This window comes from Limnothrix sp. FACHB-406, from assembly GCF_014698235.1.
GTDB lineage: Bacteria > Cyanobacteriota > Cyanobacteriia > CACIAM-69d > CACIAM-69d > CACIAM-69d.
In genome coordinates this window covers 1-21796 of sequence record NZ_JACJSP010000028.1, presented here as the reverse complement: position 1 = coordinate 21796, position 21796 = coordinate 1, and the positions used below count along the sequence as shown (strand labels likewise).

Genomic DNA, 21796 nt, shown 5'->3' with positions numbered 1-21796 from the left:
CGCGAGTAATTTAGTGCGATCGATTGCTGGCTGAGGGTTGGGGCAGTTGCAGCGGTTGCGACGTGCCCGCCAAGTCCGCCGGAACTGTCACCGCAGCCGAATGACGGCGAGACTGCTTCACCAAGTGGTTAAACAACTGTTCGTAGCGATCGAGCGACGAGTCAAAGCTATACATCTCCAGCGCATGTTGGCGACCCTGACGACCCAACCGTTCAGCCCGATCGGGATCCTGAGCCAGGGCCAAAATCGCCTCCGCCAAGGCCTGGGGCGACTCCGGCTCCACCACAATCCCCGCCTCACTGCGCCGGATGGCCTGGGCCGCCGTGCCATGGCCCGGCACAGATCCAATGATCGGCCGGCCACTGGCCAAAATGACCTGGGTTTTCGAGGGCATATTGAAGCCCACCACGTTGCGCCGCTGCACAATCAAGCTCACATCCGCCGCCGCCATCATTTCCGGCAGTGCTTCCCGAGGTTGAAAGGGCAACAGCTTGACCCGATCGCTCACGGCATTTTCACGGCAATATTGCCCCAATCGCTCGATCGCCCGCGCCTCACCCACAATCACGAACTGAATTTGGGCCGCCTCGGGCCGGCCATCCAGCACCTTCGCCGCATCAATCACCGTTTCCAGCCCTTGGGTCAAGGCAATGTTGCCCGAATAAAGCACCACAAACTTGCCCTGTAACCCATGGGCCGCACGAAATGCATTGTTTTTCGGCATTGGATGCACAAAGTTCACATCCACCCAGTTGGGAATCAGGGCAATTTTGTTGGGCGACACCCCCTTGCTCACCAGGTTGTCCACAAAACCCTCCGCGATCGCGCTGATCGCCGTTGAGGTTTTGTAGGCAAATCGCTCCAGGGCCTCAAAAACCTGAATCGCCCGCTTGCTGGTAATCAGCCCCGTATGCACCGCCGCTTCCGGCAAAATATCTTGCAAATTTAGGATCAGAGGGCAGCGATACATCCACCGCAGCAGGGCCGCCGGAACCGTCGCCGCCAACGGAGGCGAAGTCATCAACATCACATCGGGCCGCCAGCCATTCAGGGCCCGCAGGAAACTCGTGATCGCAAAACTGCCATCCAGGGCCAACCGCGTCAGCAGGCCGGGCTTGGGTCGAATCCAGACATAGCAGCGATCGATTCGCACGTTGTTAATCACTTCCGTGCAATACAACTTGCCCCGATAGCCTTCGTAAATCCGCCGTTCCGGGTAGTTTGGCATTCCCGTCAAAACGCGAACTTCGTGACCACGCCGAGCCAGCCCCTCCGCTAGCTCAGTCATCAACGGTGCAATCCCGATCGGCTCAGGATGGTAGTTGTAGGAATAGATCAGAATCTTCATAGCCTTGGGTTTACCAGGTTAAGGGTGACGTAGAACAAGGAGTGACTATGTTGTGGTTTCGCCCATTCAATTGCACTTGAGCATCCCGCAATCCAGCCGATCATGACGCGGCCGTTCCTATTCTGTTGATTCCCTGATGCAGCGTCTGTAACCAGGAAAAACCGCAGGCTGCGATCGGGGGCACACCCTAACACCCTTAGGATTGGTTGAAGTGCAGTTTTCATGGGTCAAAGCACCTGTGACCGGGCGATCGCGAATTCACACCACCACCCTGTATAACCTCCGCCTAGGAACCGGTGCAAAACTCACTGCGACCGGCTCAAAGACGCGCCACTGACTCCTGATCATCCGTCAGCAAAATGGTCAAGTAACTCAATCAAAATGGGTCAGGACGCGATCGGCAATGACCAAATGGGCAGTGGGATCATGCAAGCTGCTCGATCGGCTCTGAACCGTGCTGAATCAATATCACTGGATTCTTGGTGCTGAACTAATCGCACTGAATGAATCACTGAATGAATGGCATTGAGGTTAACCCATTCCAACCTCCAATTCGGGATATGGTTTTTAGACTCCGGTCTAAATTCAGCCTTAAATCTAAGATCTAGTCCCTGATTCAGTCTGAAATCTAGTCTGGGATTCAGTTTTCAATAAAGCTTTGGGTTGAAAATCTTGGGTTGAAAATCTTGAGTTGCGTCTTACATCGCATTTTGCAGAGCAAGGCTAACCAAAGATGCCAGATTTCGCTGAAATTGTCCCTGATATGGGCCGATGAAAGCACTGGCGAAGAGGAGATCAGCGCAGGCGAATTAGAGTAGATCCCAGCCGATTAGAGTAGATTCCAGCAAATTGGAGTAGATGGCGAACTGCTAATCCCCAATTAGAGCTTACTCCGAAGATCGATTAGATGTTCAGCTAAAATTTCCAATTCGTAATTTTTTCCGAGAGATCCTTAAAGGGTCAATGTTTCCCTTGCTATCACTATGGGGAGCGATCGAGCGATCGCCCTTGCCCTCCGGTTCCGCCAACTCATGCTTGGAGATTGCTCTTGGAGATTACTCTTGAACATTGCCCTTGGAGATTACTCTTGGAGATTACTCTTGAGAATTTCTGGCATTCAGCCAAAAAAAACACCACATCTGGCAAGGGACAAACCCACGACCAAACATGGTGTGATTGCAATTTCTGAAGAGTGGAAAACGTTGTGCGGTTTGGGCAACTGGTCTGGAATTAACCTCAACCGACTGAAGCCGACCTTAAGCCGTTGGGTTCATCAACAGGATCAGAGCTGCGATCGGGTCAATTGTTGCACGATGAACGTTCAATGGGCGTTCAATCTTTTCTGGCTGCTCGGGCAATTGAGGGCGATCGAACCGCTGACCTGAACCCAATTGACCCGCCGGAAACCTAGAAAACCTTAGGAGCCAGTCGTTTGAGCGTTCAGCAGTTGCTTCAGCTTCGCCAACTCACCGGCCCAGCGGGGATCTGGCTGGGCAGAAGCGGCGCTGCTTTCGGCAACCACAGCCCCACCAGGGGCACGACGACCGCCACCGTTGCCTTTTTTGCCACCACCACCGCCACCGCTGCGGCGAGCTGCCTTGACGGGGCTAGCTTCGGCGCTTTCGGGGGCTTCATCATCGCCCTTGCCTTTGCGGGGCATGGCTTTCTCAATTTTCAGCACGGTGTCTTTGAAGGTGGAACCGTTGAACTGTTCGATGATTTGGTCGGCGAGTTCATCAGTGGGAACCGTCACGAATGCAAAACCGCGACATTTTCCGGTTTTGCGATCGACAATGACCTTGGTGGAGGTCAGGTCGCCCGTGCCGGCAAAGACGGCTTCGAGTTCTTTGCGATCGACTTCTTTGGGCAGATTGCCAACGTACAGGCGAATGGACATGACGGATCCCTCTGATGGTTTGCAGCAAGCGCCAGGAGACTAAGCGCCGGGTGACTGGATGTGGTGGTTGGCAGTTACCATTCGGTTGCCATTGAATCGAGAGCACCTCGATGGAAAAGACAAGTTTGGAAAACTTGCCAGCTCTGAGCAAAACACAGCTCGCGCGGGGATATCAAACGCTCTGCTGCAAGCTGCTGAATAAAGGTTGTTTGATAACTATTCAATTCAAATAGACTTGCTATTGCTCAATTGAAAGGAAAGGATCTGTCGCCAGTCTTGAGCAGTCAAGCGCTGACCTTTAGCCATCCGGAGCCGTGTGACCCGTGCGTTGTCGATCGGGTGTGTTGCTGCTGAAGATTTTGCCACGATGGGGGCAGCAAAACTCACCAAACAGTTAAAACAGCATCGATCGAGCGGCTGGTTTGCTGGCATAAAAGTCTATCACGACGCTTTGCAAATTGGGCCAAGATCTCCGGGGGCTGGGCAACGGGTTCGATCGCAGCGGTGATTGCTACCCCGATCGTGAAAAAGCCAGCCGTTGGGGCGGCTGGCCGTGCTTGCTGTGTTGGGAGAATACCAATTAAAACCTGGCCGGGGATGTCATCGACTTTGCATTTTGAGTGACAAAGACGCACACCATCGCAGTTTCAGCAGTTTCAACGAATAGGGTTGATGGCAACTTGAAGCGGCGGTTAGTGCTTGACAGTTCTCCGGGCGTTGGCTAATTAGCCTCCTGTGAAGAAATGTAACATCAATGAAGCAACACTGTAAATCTGGCGTAGGGAATCGGTGGAAATTTAAATTCGTTTGAATATTGGGGAAATTTGAACACCAGAGATTTGGGCACTAGATCTGGACACTCAGGGATTCTGAGCAGCGGAAAACCGGGAGCTTGAAAAATCGGGAGCTTGAAAAATCGGGAGCTTGGAAAATCGGGTAACCCTAGAGCTGGGCGGGGCTTGAACGATCGCGCCGATCGCGCCGACGGCGGCGGTATCCGGGCCGATCGGGCGCGTTGAAGTGCCAGTAATGATGCAAATACAGCCGCTCTAGGGTACGACAATCGCGCGTAATGGCCATTTGCTCCCGTCGAGCATAGGCCCGGAACAGATTGCCCAGGGTGAGGGCCAACAGCGCCACCACCAGCCCGATCGCCGTGGAAACCAGCGCTTCACTCAGACCCGCATTCACGCGGCTGGGGCCCTCCCCGGCCCAATCGAGACCCGCAAAGGCTCCCATCAGGCCAGTGACCGTGCCCAACAGGCCCAACAACGGAGCCAGGGCCGTCACGGTTTGCAACCACAGGTCAAAGCGCCGCAGTTGGGGCCGTTCGGCTTGGGTGGCGGCGCTGAGGGCCAAGCGAAAGGCGATCGGGTGGGGGCGGTGTAGCTCCAAGGCGGCCAAACTAATGCGGGCGATCGGGAGGCCGTCGGCATATTGCTGGAACCGGGCGATCGCCGCCTTGGCATCGCGTCCATACAGCTCAAAAACCGCTGGAACCAGTTGGGATCGATCGCGCCGCACCTGGGCCCAGAACCAAGCCCGCTCGATCGCCACCGTCACCGTCGCGATCGATCCCAACAGCAAGGGCACAACCACCGGCCCACCCGCCTGCAAAATAGCCCAAGCAATCATGGGCGACTTTCTCCCATCGTTTTCATATGTATGGCGCTTGCCAGATCATCCCCCACCTTTATTCCCAGTCCGTGCGATCATCGCCCAACCTGTTGATCAACCTCTCAGCGCACTGTCAAATAGCGCAACCCAATCAGCAGCAAAAAGCCCCCATACAGTTTCTTCATCAGGGCCGAACTGATGTAGGGTTGATTGGCGAATATTGCCCCAAAGTAATTCCCCACCAGCAATCCCACCACAATCAACAACCCGTACTTGATGTTGAGATTGCCGTTGCGGTAATACACCATCGCCCCCAACAGCCCGATCGGCAACACCTGAGCCGCAAGGGATGTGCCCGTTGCTAATTTTTGGTCTAGGCCCAGCCACAGCACCATGGCCGGCACCATAATCGCCCCGCCGCCAATGCCAAACAGGCCCCCCGCTAACCCTGCCGCCAATCCAATCAGCAGCAATTGCCAAACCACGTCCGTCATTCGGTTTTCTCCTTTCTTGAGCAATTCTGGTTTTTGATGTTCAGCTTGCCTGTGGGGGCAATTTCGCGTGAATCCCTTGGGCTTGGTACTGGAGCCTAGGGCCTGTCGTCATTGAGCATGAAACCCTAGATCTGCTGTTAGCGAATCGTGGGGAGCAAGGGGCTTAAGCCCCTTGTTACGACGACTAGGGCACGAAAGATCAACCGTTTCAGCCTCACTCGAAAAATGACAACACCCCCTAAGCCTGAGCGAGTCATGCTCCCAAGCGCTGCCTCGTCAGACTCTGGCACTGTTTTTGGAGCCAAGACAAGTTAAAGGCGACACATTTTTCTTGGCAAGACCCGAGTGATCAGCGTTGATCCGGGATTCATCAACCATCCACTCCCCTTTAACGAAGTATCGATTGGCGATTCAATGATGAATCAACCCGATGAATTAACCCGATGCATCAACCCGATGCATAAATCTCAATTAATTAACCCCCGATCAATGATTTCCTGATTCTCGATTCATTGAATCCTATAGATCGATCATGAGATCCATCATTGCCCTATTCTTCATGATCATTCCTTCAAAAGTGCGATCGGTCATTGATTGGATTATGAATCCATTTTTGATGCTGATTGAATAGTGAATTAATTACTGAGTACAGATCACTGAGCAAAGATTGCAGCAAAGCCATGCCAAAACCTCGGAAACGCTTTGGTCAACATTGGTTGAGAAGTGAAAAAGCCCTTGCCAAAATTATTTCAGCGGCGGAACTGACCCCAGAGGATCGGGTTTTGGAAATTGGCCCCGGTCAGGGGGTCTTGACTCGGCAATTGCTGGATCAGGCGGGAGCAGTGGTTGCCGTTGAGTTAGATCGCGATCTTTGTCCTGAGCTGGTGAAAAAGTTTGGGCAGCGGGATAATTTCTTGCTGCTTCAGGGCGATATTTTGACTTTAGATTGGCCGGAACAGTTGGCGGCTTTTCCGAATCCCCAGTTCCAAAATCCCAATAAGGTGGTGGCCAATATTCCCTATAACATTACGGGCCCAATTTTGGAGCATTTGTTGGGGACGATCGCCCAACCGCGATCGCAACCCTTTGAGTCGATCGTGCTGTTGGTGCAAAAGGAAGTGGCCCTGCGGTTGGTGGCGAATTTGGGCAGCAAACATTACAGCGCCCTTTCGATTCGATCGCGCTTTTTAGCGGATTGCTCTTGGGTTTGCGATGTGGGGGCCAAGGCTTTTTCACCGCCACCTAAGGTCGATTCAGCGGTGGTGAAAATTCAGCCCCGCCCTTTTCCGCAGTCGCCGCAAAATGTGAAGCGCTTTGAAACGTTGTTGAAATTGGGCTTTGCCAGTCGCCGCAAGATGTTGCGCAACAATCTAAAAAGCGTCGTGGATTTGGATCAGTTGCGTCATACTTTGGTTGAGCTGGCAATTCCTGAAACGGCGCGGGCAGAAGAACTGAGCCTGGAGCAATGGATTCAGTTAAGCGATCGCTTGGTTTTGGGTTCTTTGTCGATCGAGATCGCAGCAGGAGAGGCGGAAGAATCGATGGACAATGTTGCACCTTGAATACTGCACCCTAAAGACTGCACCTTGAATACTGCGAATACTGCATCTTCAATGGCCAAAGACCAAAATTCCTGAACCTTAATTCCTGCGCCAAAATTCCTGAACCTTGATGCCAATGGATTGCCCATGCAAATTTATCTAGACCACAGCGCCACCACGCCGCCCTGTGATGTGGCGATCGCGGCGGCCCAACGGGTGATGACGGAACTATGGGGAAATCCGTCAAGCATTCATAGTTGGGGCGATCGCTCGGCCATGGTGCTGGAAACGGCGCGGTTGCAGGTGGCGACGTTGATTAATGGGGATCCCACGGGGGTGATTTTCACCTCGGGGGGCACGGAGGCGGACAATTTGGCGATCTTGGGGGTGGCCCAGCGGTTCACCCAACCGCGCCATATCATTTCCTCGCAGGTGGAACATTCGGCGATCGAGCGAACCTTGGAGCGGCTGGAGGCTCAAGGCTGGGCGATTACGCGCTTGCCGGTCGATCGCGCCGGACGGGTGAATCCGTCGGACTTGGCTTTGGCCATTCGCCCGGAAACGGTGCTGGTGTCGATTATTTTTGCCCAAAGCGAGGTGGGAACCCTGCAACCGATCGCGGAGTTGGGAACGATTACCCGGCGATCGGGCGCATTATTCCACACGGACGCGGTGCAGGCAGTGGGCCGGGTGGCGGTGGATTTGCAAACCCTGCCGGTGGATTTGCTGTCCCTCTCCAGCCACAAGATCTACGGCATTCAAGGGGCTGGGGCCCTGTGGGCACGGCCGGGGATTAATTTGGCTCCCCAGTTACTGGGCGGTGGCCAGGAGAGTAAGCGGCGATCGGGAACTCAGGCCCTACCGGCGATCGCGGCCTTTGGGGCGGCGGCGGAACGCATGGCCCAAACCTGGGAAACGGAGGCTCAGCGGCTTGGTCAACTGCGCGATCGCTTGTTTGAGCGTTTGGCTCCCCTGCCCGCTTTGCATCCCACGGGCGATCGGCTCCATCGCTTGCCCCACCATGTCAGCTTTTGTTTACGGGGACGGTTGCCCCTGCCCAGTGGTCGGGATTTGGTGCGCCAGCTCGATCGGGCGGGCATTGCCGCCAGCTCTGGATCCGCCTGCAGCAGCGGCAGCCTGACCCCCAGCCCCACCCTGTTGGCCATGGGCTACGATTCCGCCGAAGCCACAGCGGCCCTGCGCTTAAGCCTGGGCCAGAGCACCACGGAAGCGGATATTGATTGGACTGCGTTGGTGTTGGCTCAAGTGCTGGAGCGATTGGGCGTTGGCCAACCAAATGGCGGCGATCGCGACTCGCAACGTTCGGTTTTGGGGTGCGCGACTCCGGGGCCTTGCCGATACACTTGAGGCAAATCCCCTAAGTCTAAATCCCTAGCGCGTGTGACGACGCTCTCGACGATTGCGGCGAACCCCAAACCCGCGATGCCGCTTCCCTCCCCTGCTCTGAGCGATCGCCCGCTCGATCGCCAACGGATCGATCGACCAACTATGAATGGATGGGTGTTACCAACGGTGGGTCATCTGCTTGCTCCCCTTACCCCCGGAGCGGGCCCAGGAACCCTATCCGCCGAGGCCCAATGGCAGGGGGCCACGAAGGCGATCGCCCAAATCATGGCCCAATCCATGGAAGCGGCCGACGCGATCGAAGCGGCCTTCATCACGGACTTTGCGGAAGCCTTACCCTCCGAAGCGATCGATCAAGGGGTCGTGCTGTTGGGGCCCCTGCCCTTGTTTACGGGGTCTTGGCTTGATCGCCTCTCGGTCTGGACATTCAGCAGCCACCTTTGGCAATCCCTGTGGCTGTTGCCCTCCGCCGATGGGGGCGAACCCTGCCCGGAAGTGACGGAACGGGCGATCGGCCTAGCTCCGGTGGATCCCCTGGCCGCAGAATCCTTTTGTGTGGTGCGAATGCGGGACTTTAGCTTGGCCCTCTCGCTCCAAGAAGACTCCACCGGCCAACTGGTTTTTCGTTTCTCCTTTGAGCCTCAGGCGATCGCCGCCGTCTGGCAAGCCTTGCGGGCCCGGGTGCAACTGAACGCCCCGCAGCAGCTCGGGCCGTTTGATGCCCTGGCTCAACAGTTTCCTTTGGTAGAACCCAGCTATCGGATCGTCAGCGCCTTCACAGAGCGCCTGCTGCAAGCCCTGCCAGCTCCCAGCAACCCCGCCCATTCGGAGCCGCGCCGTCGCCCCTTGCGGGCCTCAGCCCGGCCGCAACCGGCCAAACCCGCGATCGACCTGGAGCTTTTGCAAGCCCTCGCCCACAGCGTCCGCACGCCCCTGGCCACGATCCGCACCTTCACCCGCCTGCTGATGCGCCAGCAAAATTTGCAGGACAAGGCGGTGAACTACATCGAAAAAATCGATCGGGAATGTACCGAACAAATCAACCGCTTTGACCTGATCTTCAAAGCCGTTGAACTAGAAACCAGCAACAGCGCCCACCTGTCCCTCACGCCCATTCCCCTGGCCCAGGTGTTTCAATCCAGCATTCCCCGTTGGCAACAACAGGCCAGCCGCCACAACTTGGAACTGACGGTGAAGCTACCGCACAAACTGCCCACGGTTGCCAGCGACCCCACCTTGCTCGATCGAATGTTGGCGGAAATTATCGAAAACTTGGCCCGCACCCTGCCCGCCGGTAGCCGCATTGACATGGAAGCGGAAACGGCCGGCAGCCAACTGAAGGTGCAATTGCGCTACGACGCAATGGGCGCGGCCACCCGCCTGGAATCGCTGAAGTCGATCGGGCAGTTGCTGACCTTCCAACCGGAAACCGGCAGCTTTGGCTTGAATTTACATGTCACCAAAAACCTGTTCCAGGCGATCGGGGGCAAACTCACCATCCGGCAACGGCCCCAGCGCGGCGAAGTGATGACCATCTTCTTGCCCCTGCAATAGGGCGCTGCCACGGGACGGCCCGCCATCCACTACCAACGGCGCGATCGCACCCCCCAAACGCCCAACAGCAGCAACACCCCCATCGCCAAAAACAAAACACCAAACACAATCCCCGGCACAAAGCCCAACAGCCCCACCCCCCGCAACAACCACAACACCGCCGTCACCAGAGCCAACAGGCCCAACCAATTCCACCAAGGAGCCGGCCGCAAATAGGGAGGGGTCATAGCAAAACGTTCAATTCCAGTAATCAGGGACTTAACAACAACAGCGGAGCCAGCCGCCAAAGGCCTACCCCACCGGGTGAATCAGCTCTGGCTCTCCAGCCATCCTCGTATTAGGCAATTCTGCCATTCACGGGAGATCTTCAAAGCAAATCTTCAGTCGCCATGGGGACATGAACAAAACAAGGGCGATCGCCTGATTTCCAAGCGATCGCCCTCAACAGAACATGAACAATTGTCAAAAAGTAGCCAAAACGGCAGCCCTTAGCAATCGCGATTTAGTCGATCGCGTGCTGGCGCTTTTTGGCAGCCACGCCAACCGCCGTCCCCACAGCCAACAGACCCAGCAAGCTAACCGGCTCAGGGGTCGAGGCCACTTCCGTCAAGCTGACACTATCAATGTAGGCTCCGTAGGTGTCCCGCGTGCCCAGGTAGTTGAACTGCAAGCGCGTTAGATCAGACACCGCCTTCACCAACAGAGGGCCGCTGTTGAGCCAGTTGGTTTGACTGCCGCCGTTACCCGCATTGAAAACTTGGTTGAAGCTGGAACCAAACAAAACGGAGAAGGCATTTTGGTCTTTGCCGCCTTTCCAGTTGTTTGCAATTCCCGGACGAGCCGAGTAAGCAAAGGAAAGTTCATAGGTCTTTCCTGCTTTGGTCACGATGTCTTGGAACAGGCCCAGCTCGGATGCTTTGCTGTCGTAGAAGTGGCTGTCGAGTTCCACCAGGTTTTTGCCGTCGTAGGCTTTCCCGGCTACCCCGGCTTGCACCTCAATTTTGCCGCCCTTGGTTGCAGACCAGCCCTCAATTTCTGAAAAAGTCCGCCAGCCGCCGTTGAGGGGAGCGCCTGGGGTTACTTCAAAGCTGCCGTTTTTAACCAGGTTGGCAGCCTGTGCGGGCTGGGTGGCAATCAGAGCAGGAACTAGGGCAAGAGCCAGGGTGCTAGCAATTTGTTGGAAGCGTTTCATAGTGACAATTTTTCCGCAGTAGTGGAGAGGTCTAGCACCCAACGTTTAGGTTCTTGAGTTACATCTTAGATCACACTTTGAAAAATCGGTTTAAAGATTAAGTGATCTCTAGACGAAGATTCCGTGAAGAGCGCTTGGTGCTTCATAATCATGGCTTTTAATGATAATTTCAAGCAATAGGCTTCCTGTTTAAAGAAATGTCTTCAGGGTGATTGAAAATATCTTTTGATTTTCATTCTTGGGTGGAATTAATTTATACAAAAGTCGAATAAGATGCGAAATTTAGAAGAAATGACCGATTTTCAAAAGATCAATTGGAATTGCAATATTTTCTAATTCTTCCAAGACAAAAGATTTAAAATATCCACAAAAATTCGATTCGGCTCAACAACGACGGTCACAAGGATCAATCACAATCAAGGCCCCTGTTTGGGACAGGGGGCCGACTTTTAAGACCGAATTCCTAGAGATCTTTTTCAGATCCTGACGGGTCGATCGGGCGCGATCGCCAAATCCACCAAGCCCCCGCACAAAGCGTGCAATTACCGATCACCGTCGTGGCCGCCTGCACCGTCACCAGCCACTCCAAGCGCGGCGCATTGTCAAAAAAGTGCCAGGTACAGGCGCACATGGCGCTCACCAGGGCTGGCAACATGCCCCAAGACAAGGCCCGCCAGCTCGGATTGTCGGTGAGGTCGCCGTAGCGCCAAATCAGCACGATCGCCGCGATCCACTCGATGACGCTGGAAACATGCACGATCCAAGTGGGAATTGATAGGGCATTCATTGGGATGTAGTCGGCTCAGCCGTCAATTAATCGTGATCTAACAACCATGGTTTAACCCCTTAGTCTAAAAGGGTTCCGGGGATTGGCCCTAGTCGCGCACAAAGTTGTGATCCAAAAAGTTGAGGGCGTGGTTGCGTAGCTCGTAATACTCAGGAGATTCGCGGATCTCGTGGATGTTGCGCGGGTGGGCAAAGGGCACGGTCAGGATTTCGCCGATTTGGGCCGCCGGGCCGTTGGTCATCAACACGATTCGATCGGACATATACAGTGCCTCGTCCACATCATGGGTCACCATCAACACCGCCTGGCGATGGCTCTCCCAAATGTCCAACACCTGGCGCTGGAGCTTGCCCCGGGTCAGGGCATCCAGGGCCCCAAATGGCTCATCCATCAGCAACACCTTGGGCCGCACGGCCAGGGCGCGGGCAATGCCAACGCGCTGCTTCATGCCGCCGGAAATTTGGTCGGGATATTTGTCGGCGGCGGCGGCCAGGTTGACCATTTCGATATGCTCGTTCACCAGGTCGCTTTTTTCGGCGGGCGTGGCGGTTTTCAGCACTTCATCGATCGCTAGCCGAATGTTTTCGCGCACGGTCAGCCAAGGCAGCAGGGCATAGTGCTGAAACACCATCATTCGATCGGCTCCGGGCTTGGTGATCGGTCGCCCTTCAATTTCCACCGTGCCAGCGGTGATTGTTTCCAAACCGCCGACAATCCGCAGCAGGGTGGACTTGCCGCAGCCCGAGTGCCCGACGATCGAAATATATTCGGTGCTGCCCACGGTTAGGTTGATGTCATTCAAGATCACCGTGCGATCGCCCTTGGGATTGGTGAACGCCTTGTAGAGATGCTCAATCTTTAGGAAGGGTTGCCGATCGGGGCTGGTGCGATCGCGCTGGGCGGTGGACTGGGGCGGATTGGGTTGCGTCATGGGTCAAACACCAGAAATTCAAAAGCAAAAACCAGCGGTTGGCCGCTAACCCCACAGGGAAAACCGTTGGGGGCGATGGGCGCGAATTTCAAAACTGTGCAGGTAGCGATCGAGGTCGCTGGGGTCAAAGGCGCGGCGATCGATGAAGCGATCGGCTGGCTCCACCTTGTAATCGTCGCTGGGGCAAGCAATGCCCAATTCCCCGGCAATTTCCCGATAGAGATCCGTGCGCCAAGCCCGTTTGGCCAGAGCTTCGGCGTTGGGCGGAATTTTGGGAATTTGTCCCCACCGGGCCGCCTGGGTCATCAGCCACAGGGCCTGGGACTGCCACAGGAAGGTGGAATGGTCGCCGGGCACTTGGGCCAAGGTCGGCGCGAGGTCAAAAAATATGGTTGTGTCGGGCGATCGCACCTCTCGCCGCCGGCCGTCAAACCCGCCGTAGTTGTAATTGCCCACCAGGGCCGGAGCGGTGAACTGGGTGGCGCAATTGGGCAAATCCTTCAGATTCGAGAGGTTGATATCCTGGGGCACGCTGCATTTGCGCGGCACGGCTCCCGTGTACGATCGCGCCACAATCAGCCGAGCAATTTCCTCACGGTTTTCCGGCCGGCCGCAATATTGGCAGGCTTCGATCAGCGCCTTCACCAGCGATCGATAGGTCTTGGGATAGCGATCGATGAAGGACTCCATCACCGCCAACACCCGATCGGGGTGGCCCTGCCAAATTTCCCGACCCTGGGCGCAGGTGAAGCCCACCCCCACATTGCCCGCGATCGCCCGAGTGTTCCAGGGTTCCGCCACCATGTAGCCCTGCATCGCCCCAATCCGCATATTCGTGACCATCTGCGGCGGCGGAATAATCACCAGGCGCAAATCCGCCAGCGGGTCAATGCCCACGGCCGCCACCAGATAGCGCACGAAATATTCATAAATCGACGAACTCAGCACCACCGCCCAGACCCGTTGCTCGGGCGGGAGCGATCGAAAATAGCGGCCAAAATCTCGCCCAAAAGCATCCAAATTACCGCCATATTCGTGCAGTGGCCGCAACCCCGCCTCCCACATGTCCCGATTCATGGTTAGGGCATTGCCGTGGCGGTGAATCGTCATGGCAGCACACATGGGAGCGTGGCGCGCGCCCTCGGCTCCCACCCGCGCATTGGTCACGGCTCCAGACACCACGGGCGAAGCATCCAGCCGGCCAAAGATCACACCATCGCGCGCCGTGCCCCAACTGGCCTCGCGGCTGAGGGTGACATTCAGCCCATATTTTTGGAAAAAGCCCTTTTCGTAGGCGATCGCGATCGGGGCGCAATCATTCACCGGCACAAACCCGATCGTTAAATTCGGCTTCTCCAGCGTCGCCGGATCGATCACCGGCTTGATGTCTTGGGCGATCGCCCGGCGGTTGGGCTTCAGAGCCAGGGGATCATAGGCAGCCAGCCCCGTTGCCAGGACAAATCCCCCTAGTCCCCACAGAACAGAGCGGCGATCGAGCGTTCCCACAAAATCACCTCTTGGTTGAGTGCGTTGAATTAAGTTGGCTAGGTCAGTCGGGTTGAAGCGCAAAACCCAACACCCGGAAGTTGGTCATGTAGGTTGGGTTGAGGCACGAAACCCAACGCCCGCAGGCATGACAGCGATCGCGCTGAGTTCCAAAAAGCGCAACCCAACCAGTGCTAAAGCTGTTTAGGCGCAGGCCGGTGGGTAATCGCTTGCTGCAACTGGCCCAACAGCCAATCCAGCACCAGTCCCGTCCCCCCGATCGCCCCGATCGCCAGGAAGACCGAATTCAAATTCAGGCGGCTCCACTCATCCCACACAAAAAAGCCAATTCCCACACCACCGGTCAACATTTCCACCGCCACAATCACCAGCCAAGCAATGCCCAAACTGATGCGTAAACCCGTGAAAATGTAGGGCAAACTCGCCGGCCAAACCACCGCTGTCATCCGTCGCCAAGGGGACATTTCCAGCATTTTTGCCACTTCCAAATAGTCTTGGGGCACGCTAGAAACGCCTAAAGCCGTATTCACGATCGTTGGCCAAAGGGACGTAATGAAAATCACGAAAATGGCAGACGGATTCGCCAAATTAAAAGTCGCCAAAGCCACCGGTAACCAAGCCACGGGCGACACAGGGCGCAAGATTTGGACGATCGGGTTAATGGCCAACATAGCCCAGCGAGATGAGCCAATCAAAAAGCCCACAGGAATTGCCACGATCGACCCCAACAAAAATCCCAAAAACACCCGTCGCAGGCTGGACAACAACAGCCAGCCAACCCCCAAATCACCGGGGCCACGACGATGAAACGGGGTCAAAATTGCATCGGCATTGGCCACCAGTGCTTCCCAAGGAGTCGGTAACAACTTGGTGCCAAAGGTCGCCACCAACCACCACAACAGCAGCAGGCCCCCAAAGCCGATCGCCGGGAAGACGATCGCCTCATAACGGGTGAGCCAGCGACCAGCAAAACGAGCAGATGGGCGCACAGAAGCGCCGCCCGGAATGGTCGGATTTTTCATGGGTAGAATCTCCCCTCGTTGCCGACGAAGTTAGCTGACGGGCTAGGACTGAGAGGTGTCCCCTTTCACGCAGAAAGTAAGCCCCAAAACACGGGTCCTCCGCTCCAACCATCGATGTTGCAATCGCAAGTCGCCACTCATTGGGCTAGGGGCGATCGCGCTGTTCGATTGATTGGATTAGGCTAGGCATACGTTTTTGAACCTATCATCGCCTCCTTGGGTTTGTCAATTATATTTGGCAGCAATTTTGGAGATTTTTTGATCTGAAATCTTGACAATAGAGACTTGATCTAAATTCGACAAAAAATATTATTTGTAGATCACAATTAAATCCAAGAATTAGAAATAAAAACTCTTTGTCTTCAAAATAGAAGATTGCCCAATCATATTGCTCAATAAATTATTTTCTAGAACCAAATAGAATCAAACAAGCCCGTGGGGTGGGCAGTGCCCATCTGTAATCAATCGCTTAACGAAACCGCCTAACAAATTGGATCACCGGTTGGTAGAGCGTGATCATGTCTTTGGGCTAGCGGGTGGTGGGCAATGCCCACCCTACAGCTACAGCTTCGCGATCGGGGCGGCCCGGTTGAGCGATCGCCCGATCGCCCAACCCGACATTTTGGAATCTAAACCGCTGCCATTTCTGGCTTACGGCCCAACTGCGTCAACAAGCGATCAGCAATCTGCGGCCCCGTCAGACCCAGGCTTTGCATCGACTGGCTCGGCGTGGCGTGCTCCACCAAAATGTCCGGCACACCCAAGCGGGTCACCGGCACGGTCACACCCGCATCGCTGAGGGCTTCCAGTACCGCCGAACCGAAACCACCCATCAGGCAGCCTTCCTCGATCGTCACCACCCGGCCAATCTTCTGGGCCAGGGGCACAATCAGTTCCGTATCCAGCGGCTTTACGAACCGGGCATTCACCACCGTGGCTTCAATGCCGTGCTCACTAAGGATTTCCGCCGCTTGCATGGCCGGATAAACCATCGTGCCGTAGCCCACTAGCAACAGATCATCGCCGGTTCGCAGCACTTCGCCCTTGCCGATCGACATCGGTTCCCAGCCCGCTTCCAGCAACGGCGCACCTACGCCACTGCCCCGGGGATAGCGCACGGCGATCGGGCCCGGATGGGTCACGCCCGTTACCAACATCCGCTGGAACTCCGCCTCATCCTTGGGAGCCATGATCGTCAGGTTGGGGATACAGCGCAGGTAGGCAATGTCATACATCCCCTGGTGGGTGGGCCCGTCGGCTCCAACCACGCCGGCCCGATCCATACAGAAGAAGACCGGCAGATCCTGGATGCAAACATCGTGGATCACTTGGTCAAAGGCCCGTTGCAAGAAGGTGGAATAGATCGTCACCACCGGGCGCGCCCCCTCGCAGGCCATGCCCGCCGCCATGGTCACAGCGTGCTGTTCGGCAATGCCCACATCCACATATTGGTTCGGCAGCTTGGCTTGGAATTTATCCAAACCCGTGCCGGTGGCCATGGCCGCCGTGATGGCCACAATTCGAGGATCGTTTTCCGCGAGTGTAATCAGGGTTTCTGCAAAAACTTTGGAGTAGCTGGGCGGCGTGGGCTTGCTGGCGGGTTTGGCCTTGCCCGTTGCCAAATCAAAGGGATTTTGAGCGTGGTAGCCCACTTGATCTTTTTCGGCGATCGCGTAGCCCTTACCTTTGGTGGTGGCCACGTGGACGAGCACAGGGCCCTTTTGCTTGTGGCCTTCGCGGAAGATGTCAATCAGTTCTTTAATGTTGTGACCGTCAACGGGGCCCATGTAGGTGAAGCCCAGTTCTTCAAACACTGCGCCGACTTTCGACACGGCCAGGCGCTTCATACCTTCTTTGACCCGATCGAGTTCCGGCGACAGGGAACCGCCAAAGAACGGCAAATGCTTCACCTGCTCTTCGATGTTGTCCGTCAGGAATTGCATCGGCGGGCTGAGGCGCATTTTGTTCAGGTAGCGCGACAGGGCCCCGACGTTGGGTGAAATGGACATGTCGTTGTCATTCAGCACCACCATCAAGTTGGTGTCGGGCAGGTGGCCCGCGTGGTTAATGGCTTCAAGGGCCATCCCGCCGGTCATTGCGCCGTCGCCGATGATCGAAACCACTTTGTAGTTTTCGCCGGCCATGTCCCGGGCGATCGCCATGCCCAAACCGGCGGAAATGCTGGTGGAGGCGTGGCCCGCGCCGAAGTGATCGAACTTACTTTCACAGCGCTTGAGATAACCGGCAATGCCGTCCTTTTGGCGCAGGGTATGGAACTCGTTGTAACGACCGGTAATCAGTTTGTGGGGATAGGCTTGGTGGCCCACGTCCCAGATCACCTTGTCGCGATCGAGGTCAAGGGTTTGATAGAGGGCGACTGTTAATTCCACCACGCCTAAACCGGGGCCCAGGTGACCGCCGCTGGTGGCAACGGTTTGCAGATGTTTTTCTCGAATTTGGCGGGCAATTTCTTCTAATTGGGCGATCGACAGCCCATGAAGTTGATTGGGGTGAGTAAGTTCGCTCAGATGCATAGGCGGCCACCTTGGGTGTTGGATATGGGGAATTTTGGTTTTGTACTGACCCCTATCGACTCTAACGAATCTCCATACCGTTTTTATATTTGGCGCAAATTGATTGCCGCGATCGACCGTTCATCCAGCGGGATCCAAAATCGTTGACCTTACGGTTTCCGCAGTGCGTGGTCAGTACATTGCTTTTGAGTGACCCATTCCCTGAAGATAGAAATTGACATCTGTAAAAGATTGGGATCTTGAGATCTAGGGATCTGCAAAGCAAGCGGCACTGGTGCATCACCATTTAGCGCCTTGGGGTTAGCAGCTTGGGGAGCAGCGCCTTGGGGGGAGCAGCCCATTGGGGATCAGGGGCGAGGCGCGATGCTTTGGGGTTGTCTGCGGGTGGGGACGATCAATCCTCTGTTCAGCACCGTCTAGCCCGTCAATCGCTAGTCTTGGGCCAACGGTGGCGATCGTGTTGATGCACAGGTTAAGCAGCTATGGAATTAGAGTTACAGAAGCCACGCAAGGGCACTCAGGAACAGCTATTGATGGGGATTGCAAACCGGATTCGGCAGTCCCTGGAGCTGAGCGAAATCCTGGCGGTGACGGTGGCGGAGGTGCGGGCTTTTTTGGAGACCGATCGGGTCAAGATTTACCAATTTTCGCCCGAGGGCCATGGCACGGTGGTGGCCGAATCCCTCGTGCCCGATCGACTGCCTTCCTTGAAGGGATTGCATTTTCCAGTGGATGATATTCCGCCCCAGGCCCGCGAGTTGTTCGTGCGGGCCCGCCAGCGAGTGGTGGTGGATGTGGCTGAATGCCAAACGGGCCTGAGTGCCATGGATCCCCCGGGCGATGGTGAATTACGCAGCCCTTCAACGATGCGCTACCGTCCGGTGGATCCATGCCATGTGGAATATCTAACGGTGATGGGGGTGCAGTCGTCGGTGGTGGTTCCGATCGTGTTGGATAACTTTCCGGCCACCTCTGAGCCGCCCGTTTCCAGCACCTTGCACATGGGCAACCTGTGGGGGCTGTTGGTTTCTCACCACGCGGAACCCCGATCGGTGGATGAGGAGGAACTGCAATTCATCCAAGCGGTGGTCGATCAGGTGGAAATCGCGATCGCCCAGTCAATTTTGGTGCAGCGGGTCACGGATCAAGCCCTTCAGGAGGCGAGCATTAACCGTGTCACGGCCCTGTTGCACGAAGCGCCCACGGGCCAACTGCAAAAGGCCCTGGAAGAAACGGTGCAAATTTTGGGAGGGAGCGGCGGCCGGCTGTGTCTCTGGCCCGGGGGGCAGACCGATCGGGAACTGTATACGGTGGGGCCCCAGCCCCATCCCCTGGCCACCACGGATCAGCGCCCCTTTGAGGAACACCGGCTGGTCTATGCCTTTTTGAAAGCGGGCGCAGTGCCCGAGCCACCGCCCAGCACCACCACTCAGGATTGGTCTGTGGAGTGGATGCGCGCCAACTATGGACTGGCGGCCCCACCCCAGGACAGCAGCAGTTTTAGCCAGCGCGTTTGGGCGATCGGGGACATCCATCGAGAACCCTTGCTGCGATCGGTGGCTCCCTCGTTTCAATGGCTGCCGATCCGGGGTCTGATTTTGGTTCCCCTCTATTACGGCAGTGAGTTACTGGGTTGCCTCAGCATTTTTCGGGATGAGGTCAACACCGATGAACTGTGGACCGGCTGGCACGACCCGGACACGCGCCAACTGATGGCCCGCCATTCCTTTGAGGTGTGGCGACAAATCAGAATCGGCCAGGCCCAACAATGGACGGTTTCTGAGGTGAAGCTCGCCCAGGCATTGGGGGAACGGTTTGCCACGGCGGTCAAGCAGCATTGGCTGTATACAGAGGTGAACAGCCTGAACGCCAGCTTGGAGGCCCAGGTGCAAACCCGCACGGCGGAGTTGCGACAATCAAACGAGGAACTTCAGCGATCAACTGCGGATCTGGAACGGGTGATCCATCAGCAACAGACCCTGGCGCGATTGATTGCCAAAATTCGCGAGTCTTTGGATCTGGAAACCGTGTTTCGCACCACGGCGCGGGAAGTGCGGCAACTGCTGCGGGCCGATCGCGTGGTGGTGTTTGCCTTTAATTCCCACGCTCCGACCGCCCAGGGCAAAATCATTGCGGAAGATCGGGCCCGGGGTTGCACCTCCATTTTGCACTTGGAATTAGAAGATCCCTGCTTTAGTGATCAGCATGTTCTTCAATACCAAGTGGGCAAAGTTCACAGCATCCCGAATGTCCACAATTCGACCATGCCCGATTGCCACTTGGAAATGTTGCGGACTTGGCAAGTGCAGGCCAATTTGGTGATTCCGATCATTCAAAGTGAGGAACTGTGGGGACTGATGGGCATTCACCAATGCACGGCTCCCCGGGACTGGCAAGACTCGGAAGTGGAGTTTTTGCGCCAGGTTTGTGCGCAACTGGGTGTGGCGCTTCAGCATACGGAATTGCTGCAACAAACCCGATCGCAAGCGACTGAACTGGCCCAAACCCTGGATGAGCTAAAGCAAACCCAAATGCATTTGCTCCAAAGCGAGAAGATGTCAATTTTGGGGCAATTAATCGCTGGCGTTGCCCATGAAATCAATAACCCGATCGGGTTTATTCATAGCAACTTGGGCCCCATTCGTGAATATTCTGAATTTTTGATTCAACTGGCCCGACTGGAAGCCCAACAAGCACCACAGGAGCAGATTCAAGCTTTACTGGAAACCTTTGATTTAGACTTTCTGGCGCGGGATTTTCCCAAACTGCTGGATTCAATGCATTTGGGTACTAATCGAATTCGGGAAATTGTCTCGGCGCTGCGTGGTTTTTCACGGGTCGATCGCACGATTACCAACGCCCTTTACCTGCAAGAGGCGATCGAGTCTACCCTGATGATCTTGCAATATCACCTAAAACCCAATGGCAGCTATCCCGAAATTGAGATCATTCGGAATTATGACAACATTCCCCCCATTGAATGCTATTCCGGTCAAATTCATCAGGTTTGCATGAACTTGCTTTCCAATGCGATCGATGCTTTGCGCGAGGCCCAAGAAGAGCAACTGAGTCGCGATCAATTGCCCTTCATTGGTCGCATTTGGATTGAGCTTTCACAACCGGATCCTCAGCATATTGGTGTCACCATTCGAGATAATGGGCCGGGGATTCCGGAAGCGATTCAATCCCAACTATTTGATCCGTTTTTCACCACAAAACCCCTAGGTAAGGGCACGGGATTGGGCCTATCAATCAGCTATCAAATTATTCAGCGCCATCGCGGCAGCATGGTTTGTCGATCGGCCCCTAGCCAGGGTGCAGAATTTACGATTACCTTACCCATTACCCAAACGCCGTCGGCCAATGGGGCCTCGGAGATGGGCCCCCATGGCGACGGCTTGCCCGCGGCCCAGCAACCCGCTTGGTCGCCGGAGCTAAGTCTCAACAAACCCGAGGCCCGCCTGAACACGATCACCACGCGCCAATTGCTGCCGGGTCGCAAATCAGAATTATCGTTCCTGCCGATCGAGCCGGACGCTCGGGGCGATCGACCCACCCTTTCCGCCGAGGCCACGGAATGAGCTGAGGCCACCCAATCACTGACCGATACTTTTTTGCTAACGGATGCTAACAAATGCATAAGTTGAGATGGTCTCTCAACCAAGGCGTATCAACCAATGCCCGCAGGAAAATCCCACGAGCACCATTCAGATCCCGATTCATTGACCGCCCATCAACTTTCGACTTGATGACCCGAGAGCCGCCAATCTTGACGATTTCACCTGTCCACGAAACGGTCTTAGATGTGTAGGCTTCATTGATGTCGGTCAAGGCAACCTTGCCCAACTCCCAAGCTTTCCACTCTAGATGTTTCTTGAACTGGTAGTGCGATAGGGTCAACATCTGCCGCACGGTTTTCGACTTGATCTTGCGACGTGATTTGCTCACCATTTGAGAGGATTCAAAGCTGGGCAACAAAATCACATCAAAGTTTTCAGTCAGGAACCG

The 21796-nt window shown here is 55.6% G+C and carries 18 protein-coding genes and 1 riboswitch; of the genes, 6 read left to right on the top strand and 12 right to left on the bottom strand.

Annotated features, from left to right (window positions below; translation table 11 throughout):
* Positions 1 to 10: 10 nt before the first annotated feature.
* Entirely contained in the window at positions 11 to 1348 is a 1338-nt protein-coding gene (locus H6G53_RS17815) for a glycosyltransferase family 4 protein (protein WP_190535316.1), read from the bottom strand.
* Positions 1349 to 1559: 211 nt separating this feature from the next.
* On the opposite strand from H6G53_RS17815, the gene H6G53_RS19050 reads away from it, so the two are divergent.
* Complete coding sequence (locus tag H6G53_RS19050) at positions 1560 to 1685, top strand: hypothetical protein (RefSeq protein WP_255407543.1); 126 nt, start codon at positions 1560 to 1562, stop codon at positions 1683 to 1685.
* Between the two features lie 724 nt (positions 1686 to 2409).
* Positions 2410 to 2733 (top strand): hypothetical protein, encoded by a 324-nt coding sequence (locus H6G53_RS17810; RefSeq protein ID WP_190535313.1) that lies wholly within the window; start codon positions 2410 to 2412, stop codon positions 2731 to 2733.
* A 32-nt stretch (positions 2734 to 2765) separates the two neighbouring features.
* Here the strand turns inward: H6G53_RS17810 and H6G53_RS17805 are convergent, their stop codons facing one another.
* The 3 genes from H6G53_RS17805 to H6G53_RS17795 all read right to left on the bottom strand — a co-directional run bounded on the left by H6G53_RS17805 (position 2766) and on the right by H6G53_RS17795 (position 5356).
* Positions 2766 to 3245, bottom strand: a complete 480-nt coding sequence (locus H6G53_RS17805) for an RNA-binding protein (protein WP_099533481.1) — start codon at positions 3243 to 3245, stop codon at positions 2766 to 2768.
* A 942-nt stretch (positions 3246 to 4187) separates the two neighbouring features.
* Complete coding sequence (locus tag H6G53_RS17800; protein ID WP_099533482.1) at positions 4188 to 4880, bottom strand: MotA/TolQ/ExbB proton channel family protein; 693 nt, start codon at positions 4878 to 4880, stop codon at positions 4188 to 4190.
* Between the two features lie 104 nt (positions 4881 to 4984).
* Positions 4985 to 5356, bottom strand: coding sequence for a sulfite exporter TauE/SafE family protein (locus H6G53_RS17795; RefSeq protein ID WP_099533483.1), 372 nt, complete (start codon positions 5354 to 5356; stop codon positions 4985 to 4987).
* Between the two features lie 680 nt (positions 5357 to 6036).
* On the opposite strand from H6G53_RS17795, the gene rsmA reads away from it, so the two are divergent.
* The 3 genes from rsmA to H6G53_RS17780 all read left to right on the top strand — a co-directional run bounded on the left by rsmA (position 6037) and on the right by H6G53_RS17780 (position 9816).
* Complete coding sequence (gene rsmA / locus H6G53_RS17790) at positions 6037 to 6918, top strand: 16S rRNA (adenine(1518)-N(6)/adenine(1519)-N(6))-dimethyltransferase RsmA (RefSeq protein ID WP_190535310.1); 882 nt, start codon at positions 6037 to 6039, stop codon at positions 6916 to 6918.
* 126 nt (positions 6919 to 7044) lie between these two features.
* Positions 7045 to 8265 (top strand): cysteine desulfurase family protein, encoded by a 1221-nt coding sequence (locus tag H6G53_RS17785; RefSeq protein ID WP_190535307.1) that lies wholly within the window; start codon positions 7045 to 7047, stop codon positions 8263 to 8265.
* A gap of 75 nt (positions 8266 to 8340) precedes the next feature.
* Positions 8341 to 9816: a sensor histidine kinase KdpD gene (locus tag H6G53_RS17780; protein ID WP_143473029.1), complete on the top strand. Its 1476-nt coding sequence runs from the start codon at positions 8341 to 8343 to the stop codon at positions 9814 to 9816.
* A 29-nt stretch (positions 9817 to 9845) separates the two neighbouring features.
* On the opposite strand, the gene H6G53_RS17775 is transcribed toward H6G53_RS17780, so the two are convergent.
* From H6G53_RS17775 to dxs, 7 genes are all read right to left on the bottom strand, one after another.
* A complete protein-coding gene (locus H6G53_RS17775) occupies positions 9846 to 10043 on the bottom strand; it encodes a hypothetical protein (protein WP_099533487.1) in 198 nt (65 codons plus the stop codon).
* Positions 10044 to 10318: 275 nt separating this feature from the next.
* The gene (locus H6G53_RS17770) at positions 10319 to 11008 is read right to left on the bottom strand and encodes a PEP-CTERM sorting domain-containing protein (RefSeq protein ID WP_190353608.1); all 690 of its coding nucleotides are present in this window, start codon (positions 11006 to 11008) and stop codon (positions 10319 to 10321) included.
* A 463-nt stretch (positions 11009 to 11471) separates the two neighbouring features.
* Complete coding sequence (locus H6G53_RS17765; RefSeq protein WP_099534837.1) at positions 11472 to 11795, bottom strand: DUF2499 domain-containing protein; 324 nt, start codon at positions 11793 to 11795, stop codon at positions 11472 to 11474.
* A gap of 88 nt (positions 11796 to 11883) precedes the next feature.
* On the bottom strand, positions 11884 to 12726 hold the full coding sequence (locus H6G53_RS17760) for an ABC transporter ATP-binding protein (RefSeq protein ID WP_099534836.1): 843 nt from the start codon (positions 12724 to 12726) through the stop codon (positions 11884 to 11886).
* A 45-nt stretch (positions 12727 to 12771) separates the two neighbouring features.
* Complete coding sequence (locus H6G53_RS17755; RefSeq protein WP_190535304.1) at positions 12772 to 14232, bottom strand: ABC transporter substrate-binding protein; 1461 nt, start codon at positions 14230 to 14232, stop codon at positions 12772 to 12774.
* Positions 14233 to 14405: 173 nt separating this feature from the next.
* A complete protein-coding gene (gene ntrB, locus H6G53_RS17750) occupies positions 14406 to 15254 on the bottom strand; it encodes a nitrate ABC transporter permease (protein WP_190535301.1) in 849 nt (282 codons plus the stop codon).
* Positions 15255 to 15258: 4 nt separating this feature from the next.
* Positions 15259 to 15386: riboswitch (cyclic di-AMP (ydaO/yuaA leader) on the bottom strand.
* A 497-nt stretch (positions 15387 to 15883) separates the two neighbouring features.
* Positions 15884 to 17788: a 1-deoxy-D-xylulose-5-phosphate synthase gene (gene dxs, locus H6G53_RS17745; RefSeq protein ID WP_099534833.1), complete on the bottom strand. Its 1905-nt coding sequence runs from the start codon at positions 17786 to 17788 to the stop codon at positions 15884 to 15886.
* Between the two features lie 533 nt (positions 17789 to 18321).
* Here dxs and H6G53_RS17740 point away from each other — a divergent pair.
* Positions 18322 to 21369: a GAF domain-containing protein gene (locus H6G53_RS17740; protein ID WP_190535298.1), complete on the top strand. Its 3048-nt coding sequence runs from the start codon at positions 18322 to 18324 to the stop codon at positions 21367 to 21369.
* Positions 21370 to 21415: 46 nt separating this feature from the next.
* Here H6G53_RS17740 and H6G53_RS17735 read toward each other — a convergent pair.
* The coding region (locus tag H6G53_RS17735) for a zinc ribbon domain-containing protein (protein WP_190535295.1) at positions 21416 to 21796 on the bottom strand (381 nt) is incomplete at its 5' end.

Excerpts from the sequence above, each read along its gene's own strand:
- H6G53_RS17815 (WP_190535316.1), bottom strand. The coding sequence starts at position 1,348 with ATGAAGATTCTGATCTATTCCTACAACTACCATCCTGAGCCGATCGGG.
- H6G53_RS17805 (WP_099533481.1), bottom strand. The coding sequence starts at position 3,245 with ATGTCCATTCGCCTGTACGTTGGCAATCTGCCCAAAGAAGTCGATCGC.
- H6G53_RS17800 (WP_099533482.1), bottom strand. The coding sequence starts at position 4,880 with ATGATTGCTTGGGCTATTTTGCAGGCGGGTGGGCCGGTGGTTGTGCCC.
- H6G53_RS17795 (WP_099533483.1), bottom strand. The coding sequence starts at position 5,356 with ATGACGGACGTGGTTTGGCAATTGCTGCTGATTGGATTGGCGGCAGGG.
- rsmA (WP_190535310.1), top strand. The coding sequence starts at position 6,037 with ATGCCAAAACCTCGGAAACGCTTTGGTCAACATTGGTTGAGAAGTGAA.
- H6G53_RS17785 (WP_190535307.1), top strand. The coding sequence starts at position 7,045 with ATGCAAATTTATCTAGACCACAGCGCCACCACGCCGCCCTGTGATGTG.
- H6G53_RS17780 (WP_143473029.1), top strand. The coding sequence starts at position 8,341 with ATGCCGCTTCCCTCCCCTGCTCTGAGCGATCGCCCGCTCGATCGCCAA.
- H6G53_RS17775 (WP_099533487.1), bottom strand. The coding sequence starts at position 10,043 with ATGACCCCTCCCTATTTGCGGCCGGCTCCTTGGTGGAATTGGTTGGGC.
- H6G53_RS17770 (WP_190353608.1), bottom strand. The coding sequence starts at position 11,008 with ATGAAACGCTTCCAACAAATTGCTAGCACCCTGGCTCTTGCCCTAGTT.
- H6G53_RS17765 (WP_099534837.1), bottom strand. The coding sequence starts at position 11,795 with ATGAATGCCCTATCAATTCCCACTTGGATCGTGCATGTTTCCAGCGTC.
- H6G53_RS17760 (WP_099534836.1), bottom strand. The coding sequence starts at position 12,726 with ATGACGCAACCCAATCCGCCCCAGTCCACCGCCCAGCGCGATCGCACC.
- ntrB (WP_190535301.1), bottom strand. The coding sequence starts at position 15,254 with ATGAAAAATCCGACCATTCCGGGCGGCGCTTCTGTGCGCCCATCTGCT.
- dxs (WP_099534833.1), bottom strand. The coding sequence starts at position 17,788 with ATGCATCTGAGCGAACTTACTCACCCCAATCAACTTCATGGGCTGTCG.
- H6G53_RS17740 (WP_190535298.1), top strand. The coding sequence starts at position 18,322 with ATGGGGATTGCAAACCGGATTCGGCAGTCCCTGGAGCTGAGCGAAATC.